The organism is Streptomyces sp. CA2R106, assembly GCF_037034245.1.
Lineage (GTDB): Bacteria > Actinomycetota > Actinomycetes > Streptomycetales > Streptomycetaceae > Actinacidiphila.
The window spans coordinates 35,519-60,633 of the sequence record NZ_JBAGKC010000036.1; the positions used below are offsets into that span (position 1 = coordinate 35,519).

General features: G+C 76.3%; 15 protein-coding genes. 5 read left to right on the forward strand and 10 right to left on the reverse strand.

Annotation, left to right across the window (positions count from 1 at the left end; translation table 11 throughout):
* Positions 1-38: 38 nt before the first annotated feature.
* Positions 39-1,289 (reverse strand): tRNA dihydrouridine synthase DusB, encoded by a 1,251-nt coding sequence (dusB, locus tag WA788_RS31875; protein WP_443034127.1) that lies wholly within the window; start codon positions 1,287-1,289, stop codon positions 39-41.
* A 123-nt stretch (positions 1,290-1,412) separates the two neighbouring features.
* On the opposite strand from dusB, the gene WA788_RS31880 reads away from it, so the two are divergent.
* From WA788_RS31880 to WA788_RS31890, 3 genes are all read left to right on the forward strand, one after another.
* Positions 1,413-2,834: an MFS transporter gene (locus WA788_RS31880; RefSeq protein ID WP_335983392.1), complete on the forward strand. Its 1,422-nt coding sequence runs from the start codon at positions 1,413-1,415 to the stop codon at positions 2,832-2,834.
* Positions 2,831-3,352: a MarR family winged helix-turn-helix transcriptional regulator gene (locus tag WA788_RS31885; protein ID WP_335983394.1), complete on the forward strand. Its 522-nt coding sequence runs from the start codon at positions 2,831-2,833 to the stop codon at positions 3,350-3,352. Before WA788_RS31880 ends, WA788_RS31885 begins: the two co-directional genes overlap by 4 nt.
* Before the next feature lie 145 nt (positions 3,353-3,497).
* The gene (locus WA788_RS31890) at positions 3,498-4,568 is read left to right on the forward strand and encodes a LacI family DNA-binding transcriptional regulator (RefSeq protein ID WP_335983396.1); all 1,071 of its coding nucleotides are present in this window, start codon (positions 3,498-3,500) and stop codon (positions 4,566-4,568) included.
* Between the two features lie 4 nt (positions 4,569-4,572).
* Here the strand turns inward: WA788_RS31890 and nirD are convergent, their stop codons facing one another.
* The 9 genes from nirD to WA788_RS31935 form a co-directional block, all read right to left on the reverse strand.
* A complete protein-coding gene (gene nirD / locus WA788_RS31895; RefSeq protein WP_335983399.1) occupies positions 4,573-4,962 on the reverse strand; it encodes a nitrite reductase small subunit NirD in 390 nt (129 codons plus the stop codon).
* A complete protein-coding gene (gene nirB, locus WA788_RS31900; protein ID WP_335983401.1) occupies positions 4,959-7,547 on the reverse strand; it encodes a nitrite reductase large subunit NirB in 2,589 nt (862 codons plus the stop codon). Before nirB ends, nirD begins: the two co-directional genes overlap by 4 nt.
* Positions 7,548-7,671: 124 nt before the next feature.
* Positions 7,672-8,163 (reverse strand): OsmC family protein, encoded by a 492-nt coding sequence (locus WA788_RS31905; protein WP_335983403.1) that lies wholly within the window; start codon positions 8,161-8,163, stop codon positions 7,672-7,674.
* Between the two features lie 56 nt (positions 8,164-8,219).
* On the reverse strand, positions 8,220-8,951 hold the full coding sequence (locus WA788_RS31910; RefSeq protein WP_443034128.1) for a SanA/YdcF family protein: 732 nt from the start codon (positions 8,949-8,951) through the stop codon (positions 8,220-8,222).
* A 160-nt stretch (positions 8,952-9,111) separates the two neighbouring features.
* Positions 9,112-11,043, reverse strand: coding sequence for a hypothetical protein (locus WA788_RS31915; RefSeq protein WP_335983405.1), 1,932 nt, complete (start codon positions 11,041-11,043; stop codon positions 9,112-9,114).
* Positions 11,044-11,138: 95 nt separating this feature from the next.
* A complete protein-coding gene (locus WA788_RS31920; RefSeq protein ID WP_443034129.1) occupies positions 11,139-14,912 on the reverse strand; it encodes a DUF5682 family protein in 3,774 nt (1,257 codons plus the stop codon).
* Entirely contained in the window at positions 14,899-16,128 is a 1,230-nt protein-coding gene (locus tag WA788_RS31925; RefSeq protein ID WP_443034130.1) for an AAA family ATPase, read from the reverse strand. The genes WA788_RS31920 and WA788_RS31925 overlap by 14 nt, the downstream gene beginning before the upstream one ends.
* Positions 16,125-21,284 carry a hypothetical protein gene (locus WA788_RS31930; RefSeq protein WP_335983409.1) on the reverse strand — a complete coding sequence of 1,720 codons (5,160 nt, stop codon included), beginning with the start codon at positions 21,282-21,284 and terminating at the stop codon, positions 16,125-16,127. The genes WA788_RS31925 and WA788_RS31930 overlap by 4 nt, the downstream gene beginning before the upstream one ends.
* A complete protein-coding gene (locus WA788_RS31935; RefSeq protein WP_335983411.1) occupies positions 21,281-22,180 on the reverse strand; it encodes a DUF4132 domain-containing protein in 900 nt (299 codons plus the stop codon). The genes WA788_RS31930 and WA788_RS31935 overlap by 4 nt, the downstream gene beginning before the upstream one ends.
* A 312-nt stretch (positions 22,181-22,492) precedes the next feature.
* On the opposite strand from WA788_RS31935, the gene WA788_RS31940 reads away from it, so the two are divergent.
* Positions 22,493-23,320, forward strand: a complete 828-nt coding sequence (locus tag WA788_RS31940) for a sirohydrochlorin chelatase (protein WP_335983413.1) — start codon at positions 22,493-22,495, stop codon at positions 23,318-23,320.
* A 49-nt stretch (positions 23,321-23,369) separates the two neighbouring features.
* A complete protein-coding gene (locus tag WA788_RS31945) occupies positions 23,370-24,689 on the forward strand; it encodes a deoxyguanosinetriphosphate triphosphohydrolase (RefSeq protein WP_335983415.1) in 1,320 nt (439 codons plus the stop codon).
* The last annotated feature ends 426 nt before the right edge of the window (positions 24,690-25,115 follow it).

Below are 25,115 nucleotides of genomic sequence, written 5' to 3' on the forward strand. Positions count from 1 at the left end.
ATGAAAGGTACGTATCGCCGGGCCTTGCGCTGCCCGGTTCAGCCGCCCGAGGTGTCCGACTCCGCGTCCTCCGTCAGCGCCGCGCACTCGTACGGGTCGTTCAGCCAGCCGTCCGGCAGGACGACCCGCTTGCCCGCGGCGGTACGGCCCCGCGGCCCGTCGGCGTGCGCCGGCCACGGCTGCGCCTGGTCCAGCGAGCCGAGCAGGTCGGACAGTTCGGCCAGCGACGAGGCGGTGGCCAGCGCGCGGCGCACGTCGGAGCCGACCGAGAACCCCTTGGTGTACCAGGGGACGTGCTTGCGGAAGTCGACCACCCCGCGCGTCTCGTCGCCCAGCCACCGCCCGAGGAGGTCGGCGTGCCGCAGCATCACCGCGGCGACCGCGGCGAAGTCGGGGCGGGCGGCGGCCTGGTCGCCGCCCTCGCCCGTACGACCGGGGCCCAGTGCGGCGACCAGGTCGCCGAACAGCCACGGCCGGCCCAGGCAGCCGCGGCCGACCACCACCCCGTCGCAGCCGGTCTCGCGCATCATCCGCGCCGCGTCCTCGGCACACCAGATGTCGCCGTTGCCGAGCACGGGGATCTCCGGGACGTGCTCCTTGAGCCGGGCGATGGCGTCCCAGTCGGCGGTGCCGCCGTAGTGCTGGGCGGCGGTGCGGCCGTGCAGCGCGACGGCGGTCACGCCCTCCTCGACGGCGATCCGGCCGGCGTCGAGGTAGGTCAGGTGGTCGTCGTCGATGCCCTTGCGCATCTTGATGGTGACCGGCAGGTCGCCCGCGCTGCCGACCGCCTCCCGCAGGATCGACCGCAGCAGGTTGCGCTTGAAGGGCAGGGCCGAGCCGCCGCCCTTGCGGGTGACCTTCGGCACCGGGCAGCCGAAGTTGAGGTCGATGTGGTCGGCGAGGTCCTCGTCCACGATCATCCGCACCGCCTTGCCGACGGTCGCCGGGTCCACGCCGTACAGCTGGATCGACCGGGGGGTCTCGGCGGCGTCGAAGTGGACGAGCTGCATCGTCTTCTCGTTGCGCTCGACCAGGGCGCGGGTGGTGATCATCTCGCTGACGAAGAGCCCCTGGCCGCCGGAGAACTCGCGGCACAGGGTGCGGAACGGCGCGTTGGTGATCCCGGCCATGGGGGCGAGCACGACCGGGGGCCACACGGTGTGCGGGCCGATCTGGAGGGCACCCGGGGCGGGTGCGGCCTTCGGCTGGGGTGCGCCGGTCGGCTCGAGTGCGGCCTTCGGCTGGGGTGCGCCGGTCGCGGGCGGGGCCAGGGTGGCGTCAGCGGTCATGCGGCCATTGTCCCGTACCGGGGGAGCGGACCCCGAAACGGTTGTACGACAACAACAAAATCGGTTGTAGAGTAGTAATGATTCTACTTGTACAAGCGATGCGAGAGGCCGGGACGCGAAGGTATGCCCGAACTGACCTACCGGCGCCGGATGCTGGTCCTGGCGATCTGCTGCATGAGCCTGCTGATCGTCAGCCTGGACAACACGATCCTCAACGTGGCGCTGCCCTCGATGCAGCGGGACTTCCACGCCTCGCTCTCCGGGCTCCAGTGGACGATCGACGCCTACCTGGTGGTGATCGCCTCGCTGCTGCTGCTGGCCGGCTCCACCGCCGACCGGGTCGGGCGGAAACGGATCTTCCAGATCGGCCTGGTGGTCTTCACCCTCGGGTCGGCGCTGTGCAGCCTCGCCCCCGGGCTGGGCTGGCTGATCGCCTTCCGCATGCTCCAGGCGGTCGGCGGCTCGATGCTCAACCCCGTGGCGATGTCGATCATCACCAACACCTTCGTCGACCCCAAGGAGCGGGCGAAGGCGATCGGCGTGTGGGGCGGCGTGGTCGGCATCAGCATGGCGGCCGGTCCGATCATCGGCGGTGCGCTGGTGGAGTCCGTCGGCTGGCGCTCGATCTTCTGGATCAACGTGCCGGTCGGCCTGGCCGCGCTGGTGCTGACCGCGCGGTTCGTGCCCGAGTCGCGGGCGCCGAGGGCCCGCCGGATCGACCCGGTCGGCCAGGTACTGGTGATCCTGCTGCTCGGCACCCTCACCTACGGGATCATCGAGGGCACCGGCGCGGGCTGGGGCTCGCCGCTGATCGTCAGCTGCTTCGTGGTGGCCGCGGCGGCGGTGCTGGCGCTGGCCGGATACGAGCGGCGCAGGTTCGACCCGCTGATTGACGTGCGGTTCTTCCGCAGCGTGCCGTTCAGCGGCGCCACCCTCATCGCGGTGTGCGGCTTCGCCGCGCTCGGCGGGTTCCTCTTCCTCAACACCCTCTACCTCCAGAACGACCGCGGCCTGTCGGCGCTGAAGGCCGGTCTGTACATGGTGCCCATGGCCGCGATGTGCCTGGTCTTCGCGCCGCTGTCCGGCCGGCTGGTCGGCGCCCGCGGGCCGCGGCTGCCGCTGGTCCTCGCCGGGATCACGATGACCGCCAGCGGCGTGCTGTTCTCCGCCTTCCACGCGGAGGAGCACAACGCCGAACTGTTCGCCTCCTACGTCCTGTTCGGCATCGGCTTCGGCCTGATCAACGCGCCGATCACCAACACCGCGGTGTCCGGGATGCCGCGCGCGCAGGCCGGGGTGGCCGCCGCGGTCGCCTCCACCAGCCGGCAGGTCGGCTCGTCGCTCGGCGTCGCGGTGCTGGGCGCGGCGCTGGCGGCCGGGCTGCACGAGGGAGCATGGTGGATCATCGCCGGGTGCGGGGCGGCCGTGCTGGCGCTCGGCGTCCTCACGACCGGGCGCTGGGCGCGCGGGACGGCGGAGCGTACGGCGTCGGCGCTGATGGCGCCGGAGGTGGAGAAGGACGAGATGGCGGTGAGCGCGTCGTGACGGCGGCGGAAGCGGCAACGGGTGCGGGCGCGGATTCGGGTGCGGCTGAGGGTGCCGAGATCCGGACGGGGGCGGCCGAGCGGGTCTGGAGCAACCTCCGCGCGCTGGTGCTGGAGCAGAACGAACGGCGCAAGGAGACCGCCGAAGCGCTCGGGATGAGCTTCTTCCGGGTCAAGGCGCTGCGCCGGATCGCCGCGCGCCCCTACCGGATGAGCGACCTCGCCACCGAACTCGCCTCCGACCGCCCCTACCTCACGCTCATCGTCGACGACCTGGAGAAACGCGGCCTCGTCGAGCGCCGCCAGCACCCCACCGACCGCCGCTGCAAGATCGTCTCCGCGACCGAGCAGGGGCAGGCCGCCGCGGCCCGCGCGAACGCGATCCTCGGCAACCCCCCGCCCGCGCTCGCCGCCCTCCCCCCGGACGACCTCGCGGCCCTCGACCGCGTCATCGCCACCCTCGTCGCCTCCGGCGCCCAGGCCCTGGCCGGCCCCCCTGCCGTCGAACCCGGCGAGTAGCGACCCGACCGCCGCTGCCCGGTGTGCGGGCAGTGGCGGGTGGGGGTTGGGGGGACGGGGGCGGGGTGGGGAGCGAAAGTTTCGTAAGAGGGAGCGAAGGTTAAGGGCGCTGCTCTTGCGGGGCGGGCGGGCTACGATCACGGGTATGAGTACCACCAGCGTGCAGCCGCCCCGTGACGACCAGCCGGAGCCGTCCGGCGGCGGCACCGCGACGCTTGCCGAGATCGCACGGGCCGCGGGCGTGTCGGCTCCGACTGTTTCGAAGGTCCTCAACGGCCGGGGCGATGTCGCACCCGCCACCCGCAGCCGGGTGGAGGAGCTGCTGCGCCGGCACGGCTACCAGCGGCGGCGCGGCAGCGTGCAGCCGGCGCCGCTGATCGACCTGGTCTTCCACGAGCTGGAGAGCTCCTGGGCGATGGAGGTGATCCGCGGGGTGGAGAACGTGGCCCGGCAGGAGAGCCTGAACGTGGTGCTGTCGGAGTCCGCCGGCCGGCTCAGCCCCGGGCAGACCTGGGTGGACGGGGTGCTCGCCCGCCGCCCCACCGGGGTGATCCTGGTGCTGTCCGGCCTCGACCCGGCGCAGCGCGCCCAGCTGATCAGCCGCGACATCCCGTTCGTGGTGCTGGACCCGGCCGGCGACCCGGGCGAGGACGTCCCCGCGATCGGCGCGGCCAACTGGCAGGGCGGCCTCGCCGCCACCCGCCACCTGCTGGAGCTGGGGCACCGCCGGATCGGCGTGATCGGCGGGCCCGACGGCATGATGTGCAGCCGGGCCCGGATCGACGGCTACCGCGCGGCCCTGGAGACCGCCGGCGTCGGCTACGACCCGGCGCTGGTACGGTCCGGCGACTTCCACCACGAGGCCGGCTACACCGCCGGACTGGCGCTGCTGGGACGCCCGGACCGCCCCACCGCCGTCTTCACCGGCAACGACCTCCAGGCCCTGGGGCTCTACGAGGCCGCCCGCGAGCTGGGCCTGCGCGTCCCGCAGGACGTGAGCGTGGTCGGCTTCGACGACCTGCCGCTGGCCCGCTGGATCAGCCCGCCGCTGACCACGGTCCGGCAGCCGCTGACGGAGATGGCCGAGGCCGCCGCGCGGCTGGTGCTGGACCTCAGCCGCGGCAAGCAGCCGAGCACCCTGCGGGTGGACCTGGCCACGCGGCTGGTGGAGCGGGCCAGCAGCGCGCCGCCCCCCGCCGCGGACGAAGCGCCGTAGCGCGTCAGGCGAGCCGTACCGGGTAGCTCGCCACGGCCACCGTGTCGTCGTCCAGGCACCGCCCGTCCGCCAGGTCGAACCGCTGCTTGAGCAGGGGCGAGGCCACGTACGGGCGGTGGCCGGGCGCGGTGGAGCCGACCAGGCCGTGGCTGAGCACGCCCGCACCGGTGAACGGGTCCACGTTCCCGATCGCGTACAGCTTCCCGCCGCGCACCCGGAAGAGCGCGGCCTGCGCACCGTCGGGCAGCAGTACCGCCACCCCGCGGCCGGGTTCCAGCGCGTCGAGCCGGCACACCGCGAACCAGCCGCCTGGGACCCGCAGTTCGACCGTGGCCGGGCGGTCGGGAGCTTCCGCGGCGGCGGTCGGCGCGGTCAGATCGGTCGTGGCACTCATACGGTCACCGTCTCGGTCAGGGCCAGCAGTACCGGCTCGGGCTTGATCTGGTCGCGCTCCGGCACGAAGCGGACCGTGGGGTCGGGGGTGTCGGGCGCGTTCACGAAGGACACGAACCGGCGCAGCCGCTCGGGGTCGCCCACGGTGTCCGCCCACTCGTCGCGGTAGTGCGCCACGTGCTCGGCCATCAGCGCCTCCAACTCCGCGCAGATGCCCAGCGAGTCGTGCACCACCACGTCCCGTACGTGGTCCAGGCCGCCCGGGATGCGCTCCAGCCACACGCTGGTGCGCTCCAGCCGGTCCGCGGTGCGCACGTAGAACATCAGGAACCGGTCGATCAGCCGGACGAGTTCGGCGTCCGAGAGGTCCTTGGCGAGCAGGTCCGCGTGGCGCGGGGTGGCGCCGCCGTTGCCGCCGACGTAGAGGTTCCAGCCGGACGCGGTCGCGATCACCCCGAAGTCCTTCGACTGGGCCTCCGCGCACTCCCGGGCGCACCCCGACACCGCCGACTTGAGCTTGTGCGGGGAGCGCAGCCCCCGGTAGCGCAGCTCCAGGTCGATCGCCATCCGCACGCTGTCCTGCACGCCGAACCGGCACCAGCTCTGCCCCACGCAGGACTTCACGGTGCGCAGCGCCTTGCCGTAGGCGTGGCCGGACTCGAACCCGGCGTCGACCAACCGGGCCCAGATCAGCGGGAGCTGCTCCACCCGGGCGCCGAACATGTCGATCCGCTGGCCGCCGGTGATCTTCGTGTAGAGGCCGAAGTCCCGGGCCACCTCGCCGATCACGATCAGCTTCTCCGGGGTGATCTCACCGCCCGGCACCCGCGGCACGATCGAGTAGGAGCCGTTTTTCTGCATGTTGGCCAGGAACCGGTCGTTGGTGTCCTGCAACGCGGCCTGCTCGCCGTCCAGGACGTGCCCGCTCGCCCCGATCACCGGCGCCAGCGACGCGAGGATCGAGGCGACCGCGGGCTTGCACTCCTCGCACCCCTCGCCGCCGCGCGCCGCCTCCCGCCCGTATCCGTCGAGCAGTTGGCGGTAGGAGGTGATGCGCAGCGCGCGCACGATCTCGTACAGCTCGGTGCGGGTCTGCGGGAAGCAGCGGCACAGGCCGGTGTCCACCTCGACGCCGTTCGCGGCGAGTTCGGCGGTCACGATCTGCCCGAGCACCTTCACGCAGCTGCCGCAGCCGGTGCCGGCCCGGGTGCACTTCTTCACGTCCGGCACCGAAGTGCAGGAGTGGTCGGTGACGGCCGAACGCACCGTGCCCTTCGCCACGTTGTGGCAGGAGCAGATCACGGTGTCGTCGGGCAGCGCGGACACGCCCAGTCCCGCGGCGCCGCCGCCCGCGCCCGCGCTCGCCGGGAGCACCAGGTGCTCGGCCGCGACCGGCGGCACCGTGCCGGTCAGCGGGCGCAGCAGCCCGTACGACTCGGTGTCGCCGACGAGCACCCCGCCGAGCAGCGTGCCGTCCTCGGCGACCACCAGCTTGCGGTAGACCCCGGAGCGCGGGTCGGCGTACACCACGTCCAGGCAGCCGTCGGCGGCGCCGTGCGCGTCGCCGAAGCTCGCCACCTCCACGCCGAGCAGCTTCAGCTTCGCGGAGGTGTCCGCGCCGGTGAACGCGGCCGTCTCGCCCGCGATCCGGCGGGCGGCCGTCTCGGCCATCTCGTAGCCGGGGGCGACCAGGCCGTAGACGCGGCCGTCGGCGGCGAGCGCGCACTCGCCGATCGCGTACACCGAGGGGTCCGCGGTGCGGCAGGACGCGTCGACCACGATGCCGCCGCGTTCGCCGACCGGCAGGCCGCACTCCCGCGCCAGCTGGTCGCGCGGCCGGACCCCCGCGGAGAACACCACCAGGTCGGTGCCGAGCGTCGAACCGTCGGACAGCGCCATCGCGCGCACCCGCCCGTCCGGGCCGGCGACGACCTCCTGGGTGCCGACGCCGGTGTGCACGGCCACGTCCAGCTGCTCGATCCGGCGCCGCAGTGCGCGGCCGCCGCCCTCGTCGACCTGCACCGGCATCAGCCGGGGCGCGAACTCCACGACGTGCGTGTCCAGGCCCAGGCCCTTCAGGGCGCCGGCCGCCTCCAGGCCGAGCAGGCCGCCGCCGACCACGGTGCCGCTGCTCGCGCCCGCCGCGTACGCCTCGATCGCGAGCAGGTCCTCGATGGTGCGGTAGACGAAGCAGCCCGCCGCGTCCCGGCCCGGCACCGGCGGCACGAACGGGTACGAGCCGGTGGCCAGCACCAGCGTGTCGTACGCCACGACCAGCCCCGAGCGGGCCGTCACCGTCCGCGCGTCCCGGTCGACGGCCACCGCGGGGTCGCCGAGCCGCAGCTCGATGCCGTGCCGCGCCATGAAGCCGTCCGGTACCAGGCCCAGCTCCTCCGGGGCGGTCCCCTCGGAGAAGTACGAGGTCAGATGGACCCGGTCGTAGGCCGCGCGCGGCTCCTCGCACAGCACCACCACCCGGGCCCTGGCGGTGAGCCCGCGGTCGGCCAGCGCCTCCAGGAAGCGCTGCCCGACCATGCCGTGGCCGACCAGCACGATCGTCGGGCGCGTCTCGGTTCGGTTCTCCATACCCGCAACCCTGCGCCGCCGCTGTTTCCCGAGGACATCCCGCCGATTTCCCGACGGCAACGCTGCCCTCATCCCCCCGGGTGCCCCGGTGTGAGCGCGGCGGCGGCCGCTTCGTGGGCCGGGGTTACGCGGGGGAGGTGGGAACGGGCCTCGCGGTGGGGGCGTGGTGGACGGGGAAGTTGACGGAGTTGGCGATGAAGCAGAGCTCCTGGGCGCGCTCGTGGAGGGCGTGGGCCAGGTCGAGCATGTCGGGGGAGGCGACCTCGACTTCGGGGCGCAGGACGGCCTCGGTGAAGTGGCCGGCGCCGTCGGGCGTCTCGATCATGGTGCCCTCGGCACGGTCGGTGTAGCCGGTCACCACGACGCCGTTGACCGCGCAGAGGTGGAGGTAGGAGAGCATGTGGCACTGCGAGAGCGCGGCGAGCAGCATCTGCTCGGGGTTCCACCGGTCGGCGTCACCGCGGAAGTGCGGGTCGGCGGACCCGGCGATCACGGGTGTGCCGGGTGCTGTGACCTCGTGGGTACGGCGGTAGGAGCGGTAGGAGTCCGTGCCGGTGCCGACGTTGCCGGTCCAGACCAGCTCGGTCCGGTAGATGTGCTGCCGGGCGGACGGCATGGCGGCTCCCTCGGGTCGGTGGCCGCCATGCTAACCAAGCGGTCGCTTCCCACCGCTCAGCGGGCGGCCAGGACGCGGGCCACTGCGGTCTCGTGGCGGCCGAGGAACTTCGGGTTCGGCTTGAGCACGACGTCGAGTGCGGCCTTGTCCGCGGCCAGCACCTCCCGGGTGCCGCCGGCGTACCAGGTGGCGTCGTGCCGCTCGTCGACGCCGACGCCGTACGCGTCGATCCCGGCGGCCGTGCACAGCGCCAGCGCCCGGTCGACGTGGAAGCCCTGGGTGACGAGCACCGCGCGCCGCACCCCGAAGATCCGCCGGGCGCGGTCGCAGGAGTCCCAGGTGTCGAAACCGGCGTAGTCCAGCACCACACGGGAGGCGGGCACGCCGTGCGCCTCCAGGTAAGTGCGCATCGCGGCCGGTTCGTTGTAGGAAGGGCGGCTGTTGTCGCCGGTGGCGAGGATCACCCGCACCTTGCCCGCGTCGTAGAGCCGTACCGCCGCGTCGAGCCGGTGCGCGAGGTAGGCCGACGGGACGTTGCCGGTCAGTCCCGCGCCGAAGACCACGGCGACGGGCGCGCTCGGCACGTCCTGCTCGGAACGCACCCGGCTGTCCTGGGTGAGCCGCAGCCACGCGGAGGGCAGCAGCGCGAGCACGCACAGGGCCACCGCGCAGCGCAGCAGGCGGCGCCGGGCGCGGCGGGACTCCGGCAGGCGGGGGAGGAGCCGGGGGCGGGCGCCGTCGGGCACGAGCAGGCCGTCCCGGGTGCGCGGGCGGTGCGGCGCGGCCACGCCTCGGCGCGCCCCCGGTGCACGTACGGTCCCCCGCGCACGGAGGGTCCCCGGCACCCGTACGGTCCCCGGCGCGCGGGTCGGACCGGTCCGGTCACGCATGCCGTACTCCCTCGCTCGACGCGGCGGACGCACCCGCGCCCGCCGTACGCACCCCGCCCTACACGCTCAGGGACGTCCGCCCGGCCCACGCGGTTGCGGTGAACTCCCGTGCCGCGGCAGCCGAGTACAGCGCCGCGGCCAGCCAGGCGGTGGCGAACGCGTCCGGGTCGGCGGGCAGCATCGCGCCCAGCCGGTCCGGGCGGCGGGCCCGGGTCGCGGCGGCCAGTGCCCGCGCGCACGCCGCGGCCGTCGGCAGTCCGGCGGCCACCAGCCGCCCGGGCAGCTCCGGGTCGACCGCGGCGGCGGCGAGCGCACGGCCGCCCGCCACGGTGCGGCCCACCGCCCGGCTGAGCAGCTCCCACTCCACCGGGGGCGGCGCGAGCGGCGGCGCCGGCGGCGGGGCCGCGGCGACTCCGGTAAGCCCGGCGGCGCCGGGCGGGAGGCGGTCCAGCCCCAGGTCGTGGCGGGCGCCGTCCGGCGCCGCCAGGGCCAGCGCCGCGACGCTGGAGGGCCGGTCGGACGCGAGCCGGCCGATCAGCCGGACCCGGCCGCCGGGGCGCTCGGCGAGCCTCCGCAGGTTGTCCGCGTACGTCAACTCCGGCCGCTCGTCCGGCGCGTGGAGCAGCACCGGCGGGCCGTCGTCGGGCACCAGCACGGGCCGGCCGCCGCGGGCGGCCACGGTCCCGTCGAGGAAGAGCAGGTCGGAGCCCGCGGGGCGGCGCTCGGGGTCGGCCGCCTGATGGGCGAGCACCGCCCGGACCTGGTCCGCGGGCGGGCGGCGCCACAGCGCGTCCAGCGGCTCCGCGTACCAGTCCGCGCCGCCCGCGCCGACCGTCCGCAGCCCGGCGCCGCCGCCGATCCGGCCGTCCTCCGTGACGGTCGCGCCGGTGGCGATCAGGCCCGCGCCGCGGCCGAGTGCGCGCAGGGACAGCGCCGCGCCGCCCGGCACCCGGCTGCCGGCGGCGGCCCTGGCCCGGTCCGGCGGCCCGGGCGCGACCACGGCCAGGGTGCGCAGCGTGCCGCCCGGCGCGAGGGCGTACGTCCGCGCGCCCGCGTAACCCGACGCGGTCACCACCGGCTCGGTGAACAGCCCGTACAGCCGCAGTGATCCGCTCGGGCGGTAGGTCCGGCGGGCCTCGCCCGCCGCCCGGTGCGCGGCGGCGCGGGAGGCGGGGTCGGCCGGGTCGGCATCCCGCACGGTGCGGGCCAGGTCGAGCAGTTCGGCCAGGTCATCGACCAACTCCGCCAGCCGGAAGGAGGGTTCGGCGGCGCGGGCCTCCCCCAGGCGGCGGGCGGCGCGGACCGCGGCGGCGGCCGGGCGGTGCAGGCCGGCCAGCCGGGCGGAGCGGGCGGCGTGCAGCAGGCCGGTGCGCGGCAGCGTGGAGGCGACGGCGCCCTCGCGCAGGACGGCGACCCCGGCCGCCCACAGGGCATGCGCGGCCTGCCGCACGGCCGGGGACAGCGGGGGCGGGTCCGACGGTGTTCCGGGAGCGGGAGGTGCGGGGGCCGCAGCGGGTGCGGGGGCGGGTGCGGGCGCTGGTGCGTCCGGCAGCGGGTGGGGCCGCTGGGACGGCTCGGGTGCTTCCGCGACGGCAGTGCTGCTTTCCCCCGGGCGCTCTCCGCCTTCGACGCCCCCGGCGCCCTCCGTGTCCTCGGGCTCCTCCGCTTCCTCCTCCGCTTCTTCCTCCGCCTCCTCCGCCAGGGGCGCCGCCGCCAGTACGGCGGCCCGGTGCAGGCAGGCCGGGGCGAGCAGGCAGTCGCAGCGCACCGCGGCGGCCGTCGCCACCGTGCCCCGCGCGGTGAGGGCGAGCAGCACCGAGGTGTCCGCGTCCACCGCCACCCGCACGGCATCCTCCTCCCGGGCCACCTGCCACCCGGCCACCTTCGCCACCGCACCGTCGAGCCGCTTGCGCAGCCTCGGCGGCAGATCCGCCAACGCGTCCGCCGCCGCCCCCGCCGCGACCGGCGGCAGCCCCGTACCCCGCTCCATCCCCGCGCCTTCCTCCCCTCGCACCACGCCCCCCGCCGCCGCTCGTCATCCTGCCCCAGGGGTACGACACTCCCGGCCCGCCGCCCGGGCCCGGCTCAGCGCCCCCGCACCTGGTCCCCGATCCACCCGGCGAGCTGGAGCGGCCCGAGTGCCGCCACGGGCATGCCCGCGCCGACGAGCTGCCCGGCCACGCCCGTGGAGTAGCGCGGTCGCCCCGCGTCGTCCAGCGACGCGCAGCCGAGCACCCGGCAGCCCGCGTCCACCAGTGCCCGTACCTCCGTCAGGAGCGGTCCGACCGGGCCGCCCTCCTCGAAGTCGCTGACCAGGACGACCAGGGTGCGCGAGGGCACCGTGACGAGCGTGCGGGCGTGCCGCAGCCCGCGCGCGATGGACGTGCCGCCGCCGACCTTCACTTCGAGCAGCAGCGACAGCGGGTCGTCCACCTGGTCGGTGAGGTCGAGGACCTCGGTGGAGAACGCCACGAAGTGCGTGGTGAGCGCCGGCACCCCGGCGAGCACCGCCGCGGTGAGCGCGGCCCACACCGTGGACGCCTCCATGGACCCGGACACGTCGACGACCAGCACGACCCGCCAGTCCGCCGACGCGCGGGCGCGGGTGCGGAAGACGGGCCGCTCGGGCCGTACGGTGACCGCGCCGGTGGCCGGGTCGCGCTCGGCCGTGGCGAGGTTCGCCCGCAGGGTGCGGGCCAGGTCCAGCGGGCCGCCCGGGCGCCGGGTGGGCCGGGGGCGGGTCAGGCCGGACAGCGCCGGGCGCAGCCGCACCGCGAGCGCGCGGGTCAGCTCGGCGACGATCCGGGCCACCAGGGGCCGCAGCCGCGCCAACCGGGCCTCGGGCAGGCCGCCCGCGTACGACAGGACCGTGCGCAGCAACTCGACCGACGGCCGCGCCGACTGCGGGTCGATGGCCAGCGCCGCGTCCAGCCGGCCCGCGGTGGCCGCCGCGGACAGCACCTCCTCGCGTACGTCGGCGCCGAACAGGTCCGCCAGCTCCTCGCCCCAGGCCCGGACGTCCGGGTAGGGCGCGCCCTGCCCGCCGCCCGCGCCGGTCGCGTGCGGCACGCTCGCCGCGCCCTCGCCGCGCCCGGAGCCGTACAACTCGTCGAGCGCGGAGGCGATCCGCCCGGCCCGGCCGCCGTCGGCGCCGCGGTCGGCGACCTGGCCGAGCAGCAACTGCCAGCGGACGTCGGGGGAGATGCCGAAGGGTGCCGGTGCCGGTGCCGGTGCCGGTGCCGGTGCGGGCTCGGGTGCGGGGCGGGGCTGCGGTTCTGGGCCGGGTGCGGGTTCCCGGGCCGCTGCGGGTGCGGGCGCGTCCTCGGTGAGCAGCGCCAGCAGCCCGTGGGCCGCCAGCACTTCGCGCCCGGCGAGGTCCGCCGCCGTGTGCCGGGCCAGGTCGTGCGGGTCGGGCACCGCGGCACCCTGCGCGCCCGGCGCGGACGGGTGGGCGCGGACCGTGTCGAGCAGGCGCGCCCGGGCGGCCGGGGACAGGACGTCGAAGCCGTGCCGCAGCGCGGGCAGCCGGGTCAGGAACGCCCGGTCCGGCAGCTCCGCGACCAGTTCGGCGACCGGTGCCAGCAGCGGCCCCGACTCCAGCAGCGGTCCGGCCGCGGTGAGCGCACCGGCGAGGAACGCCCCCAGGTCACGCCGCAGTTCTGGACTGGCCGCGCCATGCGTACGGGCGGCCAGCGCGGTGCCGAACGCGGCCGGTGCGAGGTCGTCGAGCAGCACCTGGGTGGCGGCCGCGGCGCCCTTGACCAGCGGGCTGCCGTCGGCGGCCAGCCGGGCCAGGGCGTCGCGGACCCGCAGCCCGGGCGTACCGCCGCGGGTGGCGAGTTCGGCGAGCGCGCGGGCGTCGGCCGGGTCGTCGGAACCGGCGAGCCCGTCCAGCGCGCGGACGCCCGCCGCGGTGAGGGCGGCGAGCGCGTCGGCGATCCGCCCGGCCGCCCAGTCCGCGGGCAGCCCGGGCAGCAGCCCGGCCGCGATCCGGTCCAGCAGCCGTATGCCGGCGAGCAGTTCGGGCAGTGTCCCGCCGGCGGGCAGCACCTCGGCGGCCTCGGCGAGGCGGTCCGCGGCGGCGTCCGGCAGCCCGCACTCCGCGGCCTCCTCGAAGCCGGCCAGCACCTCCGCCGCCGTGGGGCCGCCGCGGCGCCGCTCGGCCACGGCGCGGGTGCGCAGCAACCCGGCCGCGGCCTGCGCGAGGTCGCTGCCGTGGGCGGCCACGGCGTCCAGCATCGCCGCGGTGGTCGGGGTCCAGCCGACACTCCAGCGCACGCCGATCGTGCCCGGGCCGTCCTCCGCCTCCCCGCTGCCGCCGCCCGGCGGGCCGGCCGGCGGCGATCCGAAGGGCGGGCCGGACGGGGGCGGCCCCAGCGGCGAGCCGCCGCCGTGGACGACCTCGCCGTACGGCACCCGGCACACCGCGAGGCGGCGCAGCGCCAACTCCCGGCGCAGGTCGAGCGGTGAGCGGTGCGGGTCGAGCCGCACCTCGCGCCGCTCGGGTGCCTGGGGTGCGGGCAGCCGCAGTTCGGTGAGCAGTGCCTCAACGGCCGGGCCGAGCCCGGAGCGCGGGGTGCCCGGGGCGAGCCGGCCGTGCCGGGTGCCGACCAGCACCGACTCCAGCGCCTGCGCCACCACCCGCCCCCGGCCCAGCAGTTGGCCCTGCGCGAGGACCGTCTGCGCGGCCTCCAGCAACTCCGACCGCCCGGCGGCCGGCCGGCCCCGCAAGGTCGCCAGGTCCCGTGCGTGCCGCACCATTTCGCGGGCGTCGGGCGGCCCGCACGGGTGGCCGGCGGCGCGTACGGCGGCACAGATCCGCACCGCCGTGGACACCAGCAGCGCGTCCAGCCGCTCCGGGTCGCCCGCCGCCTCCACCGCGCCCTGCTGCCACTGCGGGTCCCGCACCCCGGCCGGATACCCGGACCGCTCGTCCAGCAGCGCGAACGTGTACGGGACGAGGGAGGTCGTCACCTTCGTCACGGTCGTCGCCTTCGCCGCCTTTGTCGCCTTCGCCGCCTTCGCCGCGGCGGCGTCCCCGGGTACGACGTCGGGCGCGGTGCTTCGGGCGGTGCCCGGCGCGGTGCCGCCGTCCGGCAGGGCGCCCTCGGGCCGTACCGGACCGGGCAGGAGCGCCGGCGCGTGGAACGCCCCCACCAGCGCCACCGCCCGCCCCGCCCCGCGCTCGGCCATGACCCGCCGCATGTGCGCCTCGCGCCGCAGGTCGTGCGGGTCGAGGCGGTCCGCGGCGGCCGCGTCCCGGCGCAGCGCCCAGCCGACGAGCAGGGCGGCGCGCCGCAGCGACTCGGGCGAGCCGCCGGGCGCCGCGGACTCCACCAGGCGGTCCCACAGGTCGTCCTCGGCCCGGCCGCCGGCGCGGTCCCGCAGGATGTCCGCGAGACCGCGCCGCGGCGGGCCGTTCACGCCCGCGCCGCCCCCTCCGCGGCGCGGGCTGTCCCCTTCGGGCGCTCCGACCGGCAGGTCGAACGCCACCACCGGCACCCCGGCCGCCCGCGCCCAGCGCAGTGCCGCGAGTTCCGGCGAGAACTCCGCGAAGGGCAGGAACACCAGCCCCCGCGGACCGTGCCCGGCGAGTGCCACCGGCGGCAGCACCTCCGGGTCGGCCAGGTACGGCAGCCAGCTGCCGAAGTCCTCCGGCAGCTCGACGAAGAGCACGTCGGGCGCCGCCTCTTCCAGCAGCCGCGGTACGGCCGCCGCCAGTGCGGGCGAGTGGTGCCGTACCCCGATCAGATACGGCTCCCGGCACCCGGCCAGCCCCGCTGCCTCCGCCGCCACCTCCGCCCGCCCCATCCCCTCGGCCGGCGCGGGGGCGGGCTCGGTGACCTCAGCCGAGGACATCGCGCAGCTCCCACAGGGTGCGCCACAGGGGCGCGCCCTGTTCGGCGCGGCGGCGGACGGGCCCGTCCCAGTAGCCCAGGAGGCGGGCGTGGTCGGCGGGGTCGTCCTTGCGCACGGTGCCGAGGAGGTGCCCGGGCAGGGTGCGCAGCGGGTCGCGGCCGTCGGGCAGGTAGGCGGCGGCCAGGCCCATCGAGGTGGCGACGTGGACGGCTTCGGCGGTGCTCATCACCGTGGACGGCCGTTCCACTTCCCAGCCCTCCGCGCTGCGGCCGCCGCGCAGGTCGCGGAAGGCGGTGACCAGTGCCTCCAGGACCGCCTGGTCGACGGTGAACTCGGCGCCGCCCCGGGCGAGCGCGGCCGTGGCCTGGGCGCGGACCAGCGCGGTCTCGGTGTCGAGGTCGGCGATCGGCCCGACCGTCTCGAAGTTGAACCGGCGCTTGAGGGCCGCGGACATCTCCGAGACGCCCCGGTCGCGGAGGTTGGCGGTGGCGATGACGGTGAACCCGGGCACGGCGTGCACCGTCCCCTCCCCGTCGTCCGCGCTGTCCGCCAACTCCGGTACGGCCATGCGCCGTTCGGACAGGATGGAAACCAGCGCGTCCTGCACCTCCGGCAGGCAGCGGGTGATCTCCTCGACCCTGGCCACCGCGCCGCGGGTCATCGCGGTCAGCACGGGGGAGGGCACGAGGGCCGCGCGGCTGGGCCCCTTGGCGAGCAGCGCCGCGTAGTTCCAGCCGTAGCGGACCTGGTCCTCGGTGGTGCCCGCGGTGCCCTGGACGGTCAGGCCGCTGGTGCCGCACACGGCGGCCGACAGCAGCTCCGACAGCATCGACTTGGCGGTGCCGGGCTCGCCGACCAGCAGCAGGCCCCGCTCCCCGGCGAGTGTCACCACGCACCGCTCCACCAGCGCCCGGTCGCCGACGAACTTGCGGGCCACCACCAGTTCGCGGCCGGACGGTTCCTCCTCGGTGCCGGCGCGCAGCACCTCGCCGCCCGAGCCGCACACGAAGACGACCACGGCGCGCGGCGTCAGCCGCCACCCGGGCGGGCGCGGCCCGCGGTCCCACTCGGCGAGGAAGGCCAGCTCCCGCGCGTACCGGTCCTCGGCCAACTCGATCTGCCGCCGCGCCGGCCGCTCGCTCAACACGCCACCTCCACCCGCGCTTTCGTCTGCTCCCGCACCGGAACCCGCGCCTTTTTCCCTACCGCCGCTCATCGCCGGCCCCGTCCCGTCCTGCGCTGCACGAACTCCTCGAACGCCGGCACGTCCCCGTCCAGCACCCGCTGCCATGCCCGCCGGAACAGCTCGGGCACCGGCTGCTCCGGTATCGGCTGGTAGGTGATCTCCAGCTGGGCGGCGCTGAACAGCGGCTCCTTCCACGACTCCATCGGCAGCGCCGGGGACTTCGCCTCGACCCAGCCGCCGGGCAGGAACAGGGTGCGGCCGGCGCGCGGCCGCTTCGCCTCCACCACCAGGTCGGTGGCGGCCAGTTCGGCCCTGGCCCGCTTCGCCCGGGCGGGCTTCCAGCCGGTCCACACCGCCACATTGCGGTCGGTCGGGTCGGGCAGCGCGAGCAGCATCAGATACAGCGCGGCCGCGTCCGGCGACAGGCCGAGGTGCTGTGCGACCTGCCCGGTCAGCTCGGGCACGCTGCGCGCCGGGTCCTGCGCGGCGCCGGCCGGCCCGTCGGCGGCCACGGCGGCCGCCAGAGCGTCGCCGAGTACGTCCCGCAGCGCCTGCGCGTAGGGCTTGGACGACCCGCCGAACGCGGCGAGCTGGACGAGCGCGGGGTGGTCGGGGCCGCCGTCCGGGGACGCGCCGGGCAGTACGGCCGCCGGCCGCAGCCACACCGTCTCCACGTCGATGCCGCGCCGCGAGGTGGTGAGCGCCAGGGCCGGGCTGAGCCGGACCAGGCCCTCCGCGTCCTCGCCGCCGGTCTCCGGCAGGCCGTACGCCTGGCGCAGCGCCGGTGCGACCTGCTGGCCCTCGGCGTCCCAGATGAGGTCGGTGTCCAGCAGCAGGTGCTCGTCGGCGAGCCGGGCGCGCAGTGCGGCCAGGGTCTCGCGCAGCGCGGGGCGCAGCGGGTCGCCGTAGGGCAGCCGGTACGCCAGCCAGCGCAACGCACCGGCGTAGCGCCACAGTTCGAGCCCGGTGAGCAGCGCGGCCGGGTCGTCGGCGCGCATCTGGCTGTCCTCGCCGAGGCGCTGGCGGGTGCGGCCGTGCAGGGCCGGGTCGGACTGCGGGTTGGCGGTCTTCCCGATCCAGCCGCCGAGGTCGCCCTCGCGCTCGGCGCGTTCGACCAGTTCGATCGGCACGGGGCGGCGCTTGCCCTGTACGGCCAGCCACGCGTCGGCGAGCGCGTCCGGGTCGAAGCCGTCCTGCCACAGCCGGTCCAGCGCGGCCGGGTCGGCGGGCACCAGGGCGGCGAGCAGGCGGGTGCGGTGGTCGGTGGGCAGCCGGCGCAGCTCGTCCCGTGCGGTCAGGGCGCGGTTCGGCCGCAGGTCGGCCAGGTCCAGCACCTCCGCGGGCGGCAGCCCCCACTTGCCGTGGCCGCCGAGCCCGGGCAGGCCGAGCAGCAGCAGGGCGGCCAACGACACGTCCACGCCGGTGCGTTCGGCGAACCGCGCGGCCGCCTCCGGCCGGTACGGCACCGGGCCGCGCGTGGCGACGGCGGTGAGCAGCGCCGCGATCGCGTGCGCCGGGATGGGCGGTACGGGCGCGGTACCGGTCGTGCCCGGCGGGGTGCCCAGGACGCGGTCCTCGACGAGCGTGTAGCCCTCCCACGGGCCGAAGGCGCCGTCGGGCGCGAACTCGACCGCCTTCCAGGACTGCCGGTCGTCGCTCCGGTCCTGGGTGTAGGCGGCGATCAGCAGGGTGCGGTCGCCGCTGCGCAGCACCTCGCCGATCCGGGTGGTGGCGGGCTTCCCGGTGATCTCCACCAGCCGGAGCCGGCCGCGCGGGTCGGTGAACACGCTGTCGCCGCCGGCCGGGTCCGGGGTGAGCAGCGCGGGCAGGAACTCCAGCAGTGCGGCGCGCTGGTCCTGCGGGGTACCCGGGGCGGCTGCGCGGGCCGCGGCGGCGGCGACGCCGGAGCCGGCGAGCGTGAGCCAGTCGAGGTCGTGCCTGCGCTGCTGGACGAAGTACGGCAGGCGCCGGTCGTCCTGCTCGGGCTCGGCTGCCGGGCGGGCTTCCTGGGTGCCGGCGATGACCGCGTGGAGGGTGTGCAGGGTCTCGATCGTCCCGAAGCTCCGGACGTTCGCGGCGCCGGGGTAGCCGCCGACGGCCACGAAGCCGGTCAGTCCGCGCAGCGCTTCGGTGATCATCCGGTCGTGGGCGTGCTCGGCCACCGCCGGGGGCTTGTCCTCGGCCGCCGGGGTGCGGCGCTCGGCGAGCCGCATGACCAGGCGGGCCGCGGCCGCGGTGACGGCGACGATCGAGGCGACGCCCTTGACCAGCCGCGGGTCGCCGATCCCCGGCAGTACTTCGTGCACGGCCGCGCGCAGGTCCGGGTGGTCGTGCTCGGCGGAGCCGGGCTTGGTGCCGCGCACCGGGGCCAGGAGCGCGGCGGCCTGCTCGTCGGTGACGGCGCGCAGCACCGCGGAGCCGGCCTCGTCGCGCGGGCGCAGCGCGTGCCAGTACCACAGCGGCGGCACGAGGCCGGTGCCCTGTGCGTGCGGCCCGCCGCGGGCGCCGGTCTCCACCTCGCCCAGCTCGACGCCGTCCGTGTCGTACAGCTGGACGGTCCGGGTCCAGGTGTTCCGCGTGCTCGGGTGGAGCACGGCGCCGCCCGGCAGCCGCAGCGGCGGGGCGAGGGTGCCGCGGCCGGCGAGGGCGGGGGTGCGGCTGCCGTCCACGGAGCACGCGGTGTACGTGCCCGCCGCCTTGTCGTGCCGCACCCACCAGCCGAGCAGGCCGTCCTTGCTGCCGAACGGGGTGCCCTCCAGGCCTGGTTGCAGCGGCAGCAGGGACGACCAGGACTCGACGACCTGCTGGCCGGCGCCGTCGTCGGCGAGGGCGCTGTCGAAGAAGGCGGGCAGACTGGCGCGGCCGCGGACCGCGCCGGCCGGGTCGTACTCGTGCCAGCGGTTCTCGTGCAGCACCCAGTACGAGATGCCGTCGGAGGCGATCGGGCGGCGCCCGGCGAACGAGGTGTCGCCCGGCAGCACCGGCCGGGCGCCGAACCAGCGGCCGCCGCCGGGCAGCGCGAGCGACACCGGACCGGCGTCGCGGTGCGGGGCGGCGAGGTCGCCGCCCGGGCGGAAGACGTCCGCGGGGCGGCCGGACCAGGCCGCGCGCCGCTCGTCGCCGTAGCCGGACACGATCAGCCACTGGCCGTCGACCCACCGCACGACGGGCCGCATCCAGGAGTAGCGGTTCGGCGCGGGCAGCGGCAGGGTGCGCTCGTCGAGCACCGCGTCGGGGCCGACGGCGGCCACGTGCGGGCCGTTGGCGACGATCAGCGCGGGCCAGGCGTCGTCGAGTTCGAAGTCCAGGTCGTCGGCCTTGACGGTGGCCCGGTACCGCTCGACATAGGCGTCCAGGGCGGGCCAGCCCAGTTCGTCGAGGATGCCGGCGCGCAGGGTGCGGGCCAGGACGGGCGCCACGTCGAAGGCGGCGAGCCGGTCCACGGCCGCGGGCGCGGTGGCGAGCACCTCGGGGTCGGCGAAGCGGTCGACGCGGGCCAGCAGCCGGCCGAGTTCCGGCAGGCCGAGCGGGCGCGCCAGGTCCTCGGCGCGGGCGGCGAGCCAGCCGGCGACGGCCGCGGACAGCCGGGGGTGGGTCGCCAGCGTCCGCAGGTTCTCCGGGCCTTCGACATGGGTCGCGACCTGTTCGACGGCCGCACCCAGCATCGGTGCGAACCGCGGGTCGGCGACGACCGCGCCCAGGTCGCGGCGGCCGGGGCTGTCGTCGGTGAGCCAGTCGCGCAGGTCGACCGCGACGCCGGGGTGCGGGTCGGCGACCGGCACGCCGGTGGCCAGGCACACGTCCAGCAGGTCGGGGTCGAGCTCGCGGTGGCCGCGCTCGGCGGTCAGCCGGACCGGCTCGCCTTCGCGGGCGAGCTGGGGCGCGAACCGCTCGACCAGCTCCAGTTCGGCCGCGAGCCGCTCCTCCTGGCGGCGGTAGCCGCGCCGGCGGAACTGCGCCCACTGGCTGAACCACCAGGCGGCGCTGGGGACTTCGGCGTCCCGCTCGGACGGGGAAGCCGCAGCGGCCTCCGCCGAGGCGGCCGCCGCGGTGGCCGCCGGGCCCTCGGCGAGCAGCGCGAACGCGCCTGCCTGCTCCAGCAGTTCCAGCCACATCGTGTCGATCGCGGTCCGGCCGGTGTAGGTGTTCGCCGCCTCGGCGGGGAAGAGGCGCAGCAGCCGGGCCCGGGTGGCGCGGTGGGCGCGGGCGGCGGTGAGCAGGCCGGTGCGGGCGGACTTCCAGAACGACACGGCGGCGCGGTCGATCGCGCTGGTCCCGAGCAACTCCTCGATCAGCGCGGCCTCTTCGGCCGGCGCGTCGCGCCCGGCGGCCTTCGCCAGCCGGCGCAGGTCGTCGATGAGCCCGGCGTACGGCGGCAGCCCGGCGGCGGCCCGCTCCCCGCTCAGCAGCCGGAACTGGGTGAACGCGGCCTCGGGGGAGAGGCGTTCGGACAGCCCGCGGGCCTGTTCGCGCAGCGTCTTCCCGGACAGCGCCCCGGCCGAGGCGAACTCCAGGAACACCTCGCGCAGCCGCTCCTCGTCGACCGCCAGGGCGTGCCGCCGCTCGGCGTCGCGCGCCTTGCCGAAGTACGAGGAGGCGTACGTGGTGGACTCGGCGGCGAGGAAGATCCGCGCCACCTCTTCGTAGTACGTGGGCAGGAAGTGCGGCACCGAGCGGTCCAACCGCTCGCCGATCTCGGTGAAGCCGTCCTTCGCGTGGCCGGGCCGGGAGGCGGCGAGCCGGGTCAGCCGCTCCATCTCCTTGACGACGGCGAGTGCGTGGCGGGCGTTGGCCGGGTCGTTGACCAGGGCCCAGGCGGGGAAGCCGAGGGAGCGCCGCAGGACGTGCCCGACCGGGACCGCGGTCGCGGACGCGGCGCCGTCCGTGCGGTCGCCCTTCGTCCGGGTGCCCTCGTCGGCCTGCGGCCCGAACCCCGGTGCGAAGCCGAGGTATTCCAGGGACAGGTCCTCCGCCGCGCCCAGCGCCTCGGGTACCAGGCGGACGACGGTGCGGCCGGTGAGCACCGGGTGCGCGTAGGCGCGGGCGACCAGCACATCGGTCGTCGCCTCCCGCTGCCCCGCATCGGCGGAGCCCCCGCCGGCCGCCCGGCCCGTACCGGATTCCGTGCCCGGCCGCCGGTCGAGCGGCAGCACCGCGCCGGCTGCCAGCAGATCCCCGTCGTTCATCGCTTCCCCTCCGCGCCCTCTTCGTTCTCCTCGGGCACGACCCGGCCCGCGTACAGCGCCGACGCCATCCGGTGCCCCTCCGACCAGGCGACGGCGTCCACCTCCGACAGCCGCAGCCGCCCGCCGCCGCTGCCGCGCCACTCCAACTCCCCGGTGACGGCCTCGGCTTCGGGGTAGTCCGCGCCGAGCCACAGCGCCGCCTCCACCGGCCGCCCGTCCGTCACCACCTGGCAGACCGCGTGGCCGCCGCGCACCCGGTAGCCCAACTGCGTGGCGCGCGCGGTGGCGTGCCGCAGCTGCTCGAACCGGCCGCCCGCATAGGTGTCGACCGTCGTGGCCGCGCCGTCGGTCTCCGCGTCGCGCCGCCACACCTCGCGGAACAGCTGGCCGATGCTCTGCCGCACCTCCAACTCGGCGGCGAACTCCCGCAGTTCGTCGAGGTCGGCGGGGTCGGTGAGCAGGACGGGGTGGGGTATCAGCACGGCGGGCGCGGCCAGCCGCACCGAGTCGCCGTCGAGGTCCACCACGCCGAGGCCGCGCTCGGGGTCGGCGTCCCGCAGGAAGCCGGCGCGGGCCAGGTCCGGGGTGCCGTCCGCGGCGACGGGCGCCACCACCAGGTCCCGCAGCGCCGCCTGCCAGGACGCGTCGGGCCAGACCCGGGCGACCAGCGCGGCCGGTACCGGCAGGGAGCGGACGAGCCAGCTGTCGGCCTGCGCCAGGCACTCCCGCTCGTGGCGCTCCAGCCACTCCACGAGCTGCTGGAGCCGCACCACCTCCGGGTCCGCCCGCAGCTTGCCCGGCACCTGCTTCAACGTCCGCCCCGCGGCGTTGCGGCACACCACGCGGGTGCCGTCCAGCGTCACGGCATAGCCGTCCGCCGCCTCGATCCAGCCCATCCCCGGTTCCCTCCCAGCCGTTCGCCCCCCAGGTGAAACACCCTAGGAGCCACCACTGACAATCCCCGCCCGTCCGGGTGAACGCCGGCAACGCCGGGAACGCCGGGAGCACCGGGAATATCCGGTGTCCGCCGCCGTGCCGCCGCGTCGCCGCGTCGCTGCGAATCGGAGTAAAAGTGGAGATATGACGTACCGAATCGGCTCACCGTGCCCGCCGCACCGCGGTGAGCGGACCGTGACCCGTCGGTACGCGGCCGCAACGGCGCGGACACAACCGGTGCGCAGGATCGCGGGTATGACAGGGGAGAACAGGTGGACCCGACGAGCCGGGGGGACCCGATGAGCCGGGCCGTGCTGTCCGCCGGGGCCGTGACCGGGGCCGCGAGTGCCGCCCCGGCCGGGCCCGTGGTGGGGCCGCGGCCGCCCACGCTCGTCGCCGTCGGGCACGGCAGCCGCGACCCGCGGGCCGCGCGCACCCTGGCCGCGCTGGTCGCCCGGGTCCGGATGGCGCGCCCCGGGCTCGACGCGCGGATCGCGTACGTCGAGATCGACCGCCCGCTGCTCGGCGAGGTGCTCGCGGAGCTGGCCGGGGCCGCCGTCGTCGTACCCCTGCTGTTCGGCCGCGGCCACCACGTCAAGCACGACCTGCCGCAGGCGCTGGCCGGCGCCGGCCACCTGCGGGGCGTCGTCGCCGGCGCGCTCGGCCCGCACCCGCTGCTCGCCCGCGCCCTGCACGACCGGCTCACGCAGGCCGGGTGGGACGCCGGCGGCGAGGCGGTGGTGCTGGCCGCCGCGGGCTCCCGCGACACCGACTCGGCGCGTGACACCGAACGCACCGCCGCGCTGCTGTCCGACCGGCTCGGCGGCGTGCCGATCGTCCCCGGGTACGCCTCCGCCGCCCACCCCACCGTCCCGCAGGCCGTCGCCGCTCTCGCCGAGCGGGGCCTGCGCAAGGTTGCCGTCGCCTCCTGCTTCACCGCGCCCGGGCGGTTCGCCGCGCAGGTCGCCGCTGCCGCCCCCTGGATCGCCGCCGCGCCGCTGGGCACCCACCCGGCGATGGCCGAGCTGGTGCTGCGCCGCTACGACGAGGCGTGCGCCGGGGTGCGCCGTATTCCCGGTTCCTCCTCGTTCATCGGATGATCGCCCGATCTCCGCGGTGCCCGCACCCGGGCCGGTTACCGTCGTCGGTATGGACGCGAACCAGCCAGGCGGCAACGGGCCGGGCGCACCCCGGACGGACGGCTACCGCGACGCCGACATCGAGCGCTATGTGCCCGAGCCGGACAAGCGGCCCGGGCGGACCGCCTTCCAGCGGGACCGGGCCAGGGTGCTGCACTCCGCGGCGCTGCGCCGGCTGGCCGGTAAGACGCAGGTCGTCGACCCCGAGGCGGGCGGCACCTCCGGCGCCGACACCAGCCCGCGCACCCGGCTCACCCACTCCCTGGAGTGCGCGCAGGTCGGCCGGGAACTCGGGGCCGCGCTCGGCTGCGACCCCGACCTGGTGGAGACCGCGTGCCTCGCGCACGACCTCGGGCACCCGCCCTTCGGGCACAACGGGGAGATGGTGCTCGACGAGTTCGCCGCCCACTGCGGCGGGTTCGAGGGCAACGCGCAGAGCCTGCGGCTGCTGACCCGGATCGAGCCCAAACGGTTCACCGAGGTCGCCGCGGCCGGCGGCGGCGAGCCCGCACTCGTCAGCGTCGGGCTCAACCTCACGCGGGCCGCGCTCGACGCCGCCACCAAGTACCCCTGGCCGCGCGGCTCCCACCCGGCCGACCCCGGCTCCCGCAAGTTCGGGGTCTACCCGGACGACCTGCCCGTCTTCACGTGGGCGCGCGAGGGCGCGCCCGAGGGGCGGACCTGCTTCGAGGCCCAGGTGATGGACTGGGCCGACGACGTCGCGTACTCCGTGCACGACGTGGAGGACGGGCTCCAGGCCGGGCACATCGACCCCCGCGCGCTGTCCTCCCGGCCGGACCGGGCCACCGTCTTCGCCTGCGCCGCCGACCGCTACGCCCCCGCGGGCACCGACCCCGAGGAGCTCTCGGCCGCACTCGACCGGCTCCTCGCGCAGCCCTGGTGGCCGCACCGCCACGACGACTCCGCGCTCGGCCAGGCGCGGCTGAAGGACGCGGCGTCCCAACTCATCGGACGTTTCTGCCTCGCCGCGGAAACGGCGACCCGCCGCCGCTACGGCACCGCGCGCCTGACGCGGTACGGTGCCGAGCTCGTCGTGCCCCGCGAGCAGCGGCTCGAATGCGCCGTGCTCAAGGCTGTCGCCGACCGCTACGTCATGCAGCGCGCCGCCCAGGAGCGGCGGCGCGCCGAGCAGCGCGTCGTCATCCGCGAGCTCGCCGAGACGCTTCTCGCGCGGGCGCCCGACGGGCTCGACCCGCAGTTCCGGTCTCTCTTCCTCGCCGCCACCGACGACGCGGGGCGCTGCCGCGCGGTCGTCGACCAGATCGCGTCCCTCACGGACGCCGCCGCCACCTACCGTCTCCGACGGTGAGGCCGCCCCCGGAGGTGGGTGCCATCACCTGCGGTGCGCTGTGGCTGGCCGCGCAGTTCCCCGCGCCCCTGGGTTGTGCCCCTTGCGGTGCGGTGCCTTCTTGTGCGGGTGCGTGGTGGTTGGTCGCGCAGTTCCCCGCGCCCCTGGGTTGTGCCCCTTGCGGTGCGGTGCCTTCTTGTGCGGGTGCGTGGTGGTTGGTCGCGCAGTTCCCCGCGCAGTTCCCCGCGCCCCTGGGTCCTGCCCCCTGCGGTGTGTGTTTCGCCTGCGGGTGCGTATGGGCTTGGCGCGCAGTTCCCCGCGCCCCTGATCGGGTTGCTCGCCGCCGTTGGGTGCGGGTCGCGGTGCGCTGCGGAGCAGCCGCACATGCCCAGGGGCGCGGGGAACTGCGCGCTCAGCCACGAGGCGCCCGCAGACAAGTATGCGCCG

What these genes read in the sequence shown, in the direction of transcription:
- nirD (WP_335983399.1), bottom strand. Translation starts at nt 4,962, where the DNA reads ATGAGTGCCACGACCGATCTGACCGCGCCGACCGCCGCCGCGGAAGCT.
- WA788_RS31880 (WP_335983392.1), top strand. Translation starts at nt 1,413, where the DNA reads ATGCCCGAACTGACCTACCGGCGCCGGATGCTGGTCCTGGCGATCTGC.
- WA788_RS31930 (WP_335983409.1), bottom strand. Translation starts at nt 21,284, where the DNA reads ATGAACGACGGGGATCTGCTGGCAGCCGGCGCGGTGCTGCCGCTCGAC.
- WA788_RS31925 (WP_443034130.1), bottom strand. Translation starts at nt 16,128, where the DNA reads ATGAGCGGCGGTAGGGAAAAAGGCGCGGGTTCCGGTGCGGGAGCAGAC.
- nirB (WP_335983401.1), bottom strand. Translation starts at nt 7,547, where the DNA reads ATGGAGAACCGAACCGAGACGCGCCCGACGATCGTGCTGGTCGGCCAC.
- WA788_RS31945 (WP_335983415.1), top strand. Translation starts at nt 23,370, where the DNA reads ATGGACGCGAACCAGCCAGGCGGCAACGGGCCGGGCGCACCCCGGACG.
- WA788_RS31935 (WP_335983411.1), bottom strand. Translation starts at nt 22,180, where the DNA reads ATGGGCTGGATCGAGGCGGCGGACGGCTATGCCGTGACGCTGGACGGC.
- WA788_RS31920 (WP_443034129.1), bottom strand. Translation starts at nt 14,912, where the DNA reads ATGTCCTCGGCTGAGGTCACCGAGCCCGCCCCCGCGCCGGCCGAGGGG.
- dusB (WP_443034127.1), bottom strand. Translation starts at nt 1,289, where the DNA reads ATGACCGCTGACGCCACCCTGGCCCCGCCCGCGACCGGCGCACCCCAG.
- WA788_RS31915 (WP_335983405.1), bottom strand. Translation starts at nt 11,043, where the DNA reads ATGGAGCGGGGTACGGGGCTGCCGCCGGTCGCGGCGGGGGCGGCGGCG.
- WA788_RS31905 (WP_335983403.1), bottom strand. Translation starts at nt 8,163, where the DNA reads ATGCCGTCCGCCCGGCAGCACATCTACCGGACCGAGCTGGTCTGGACC.
- WA788_RS31890 (WP_335983396.1), top strand. Translation starts at nt 3,498, where the DNA reads ATGAGTACCACCAGCGTGCAGCCGCCCCGTGACGACCAGCCGGAGCCG.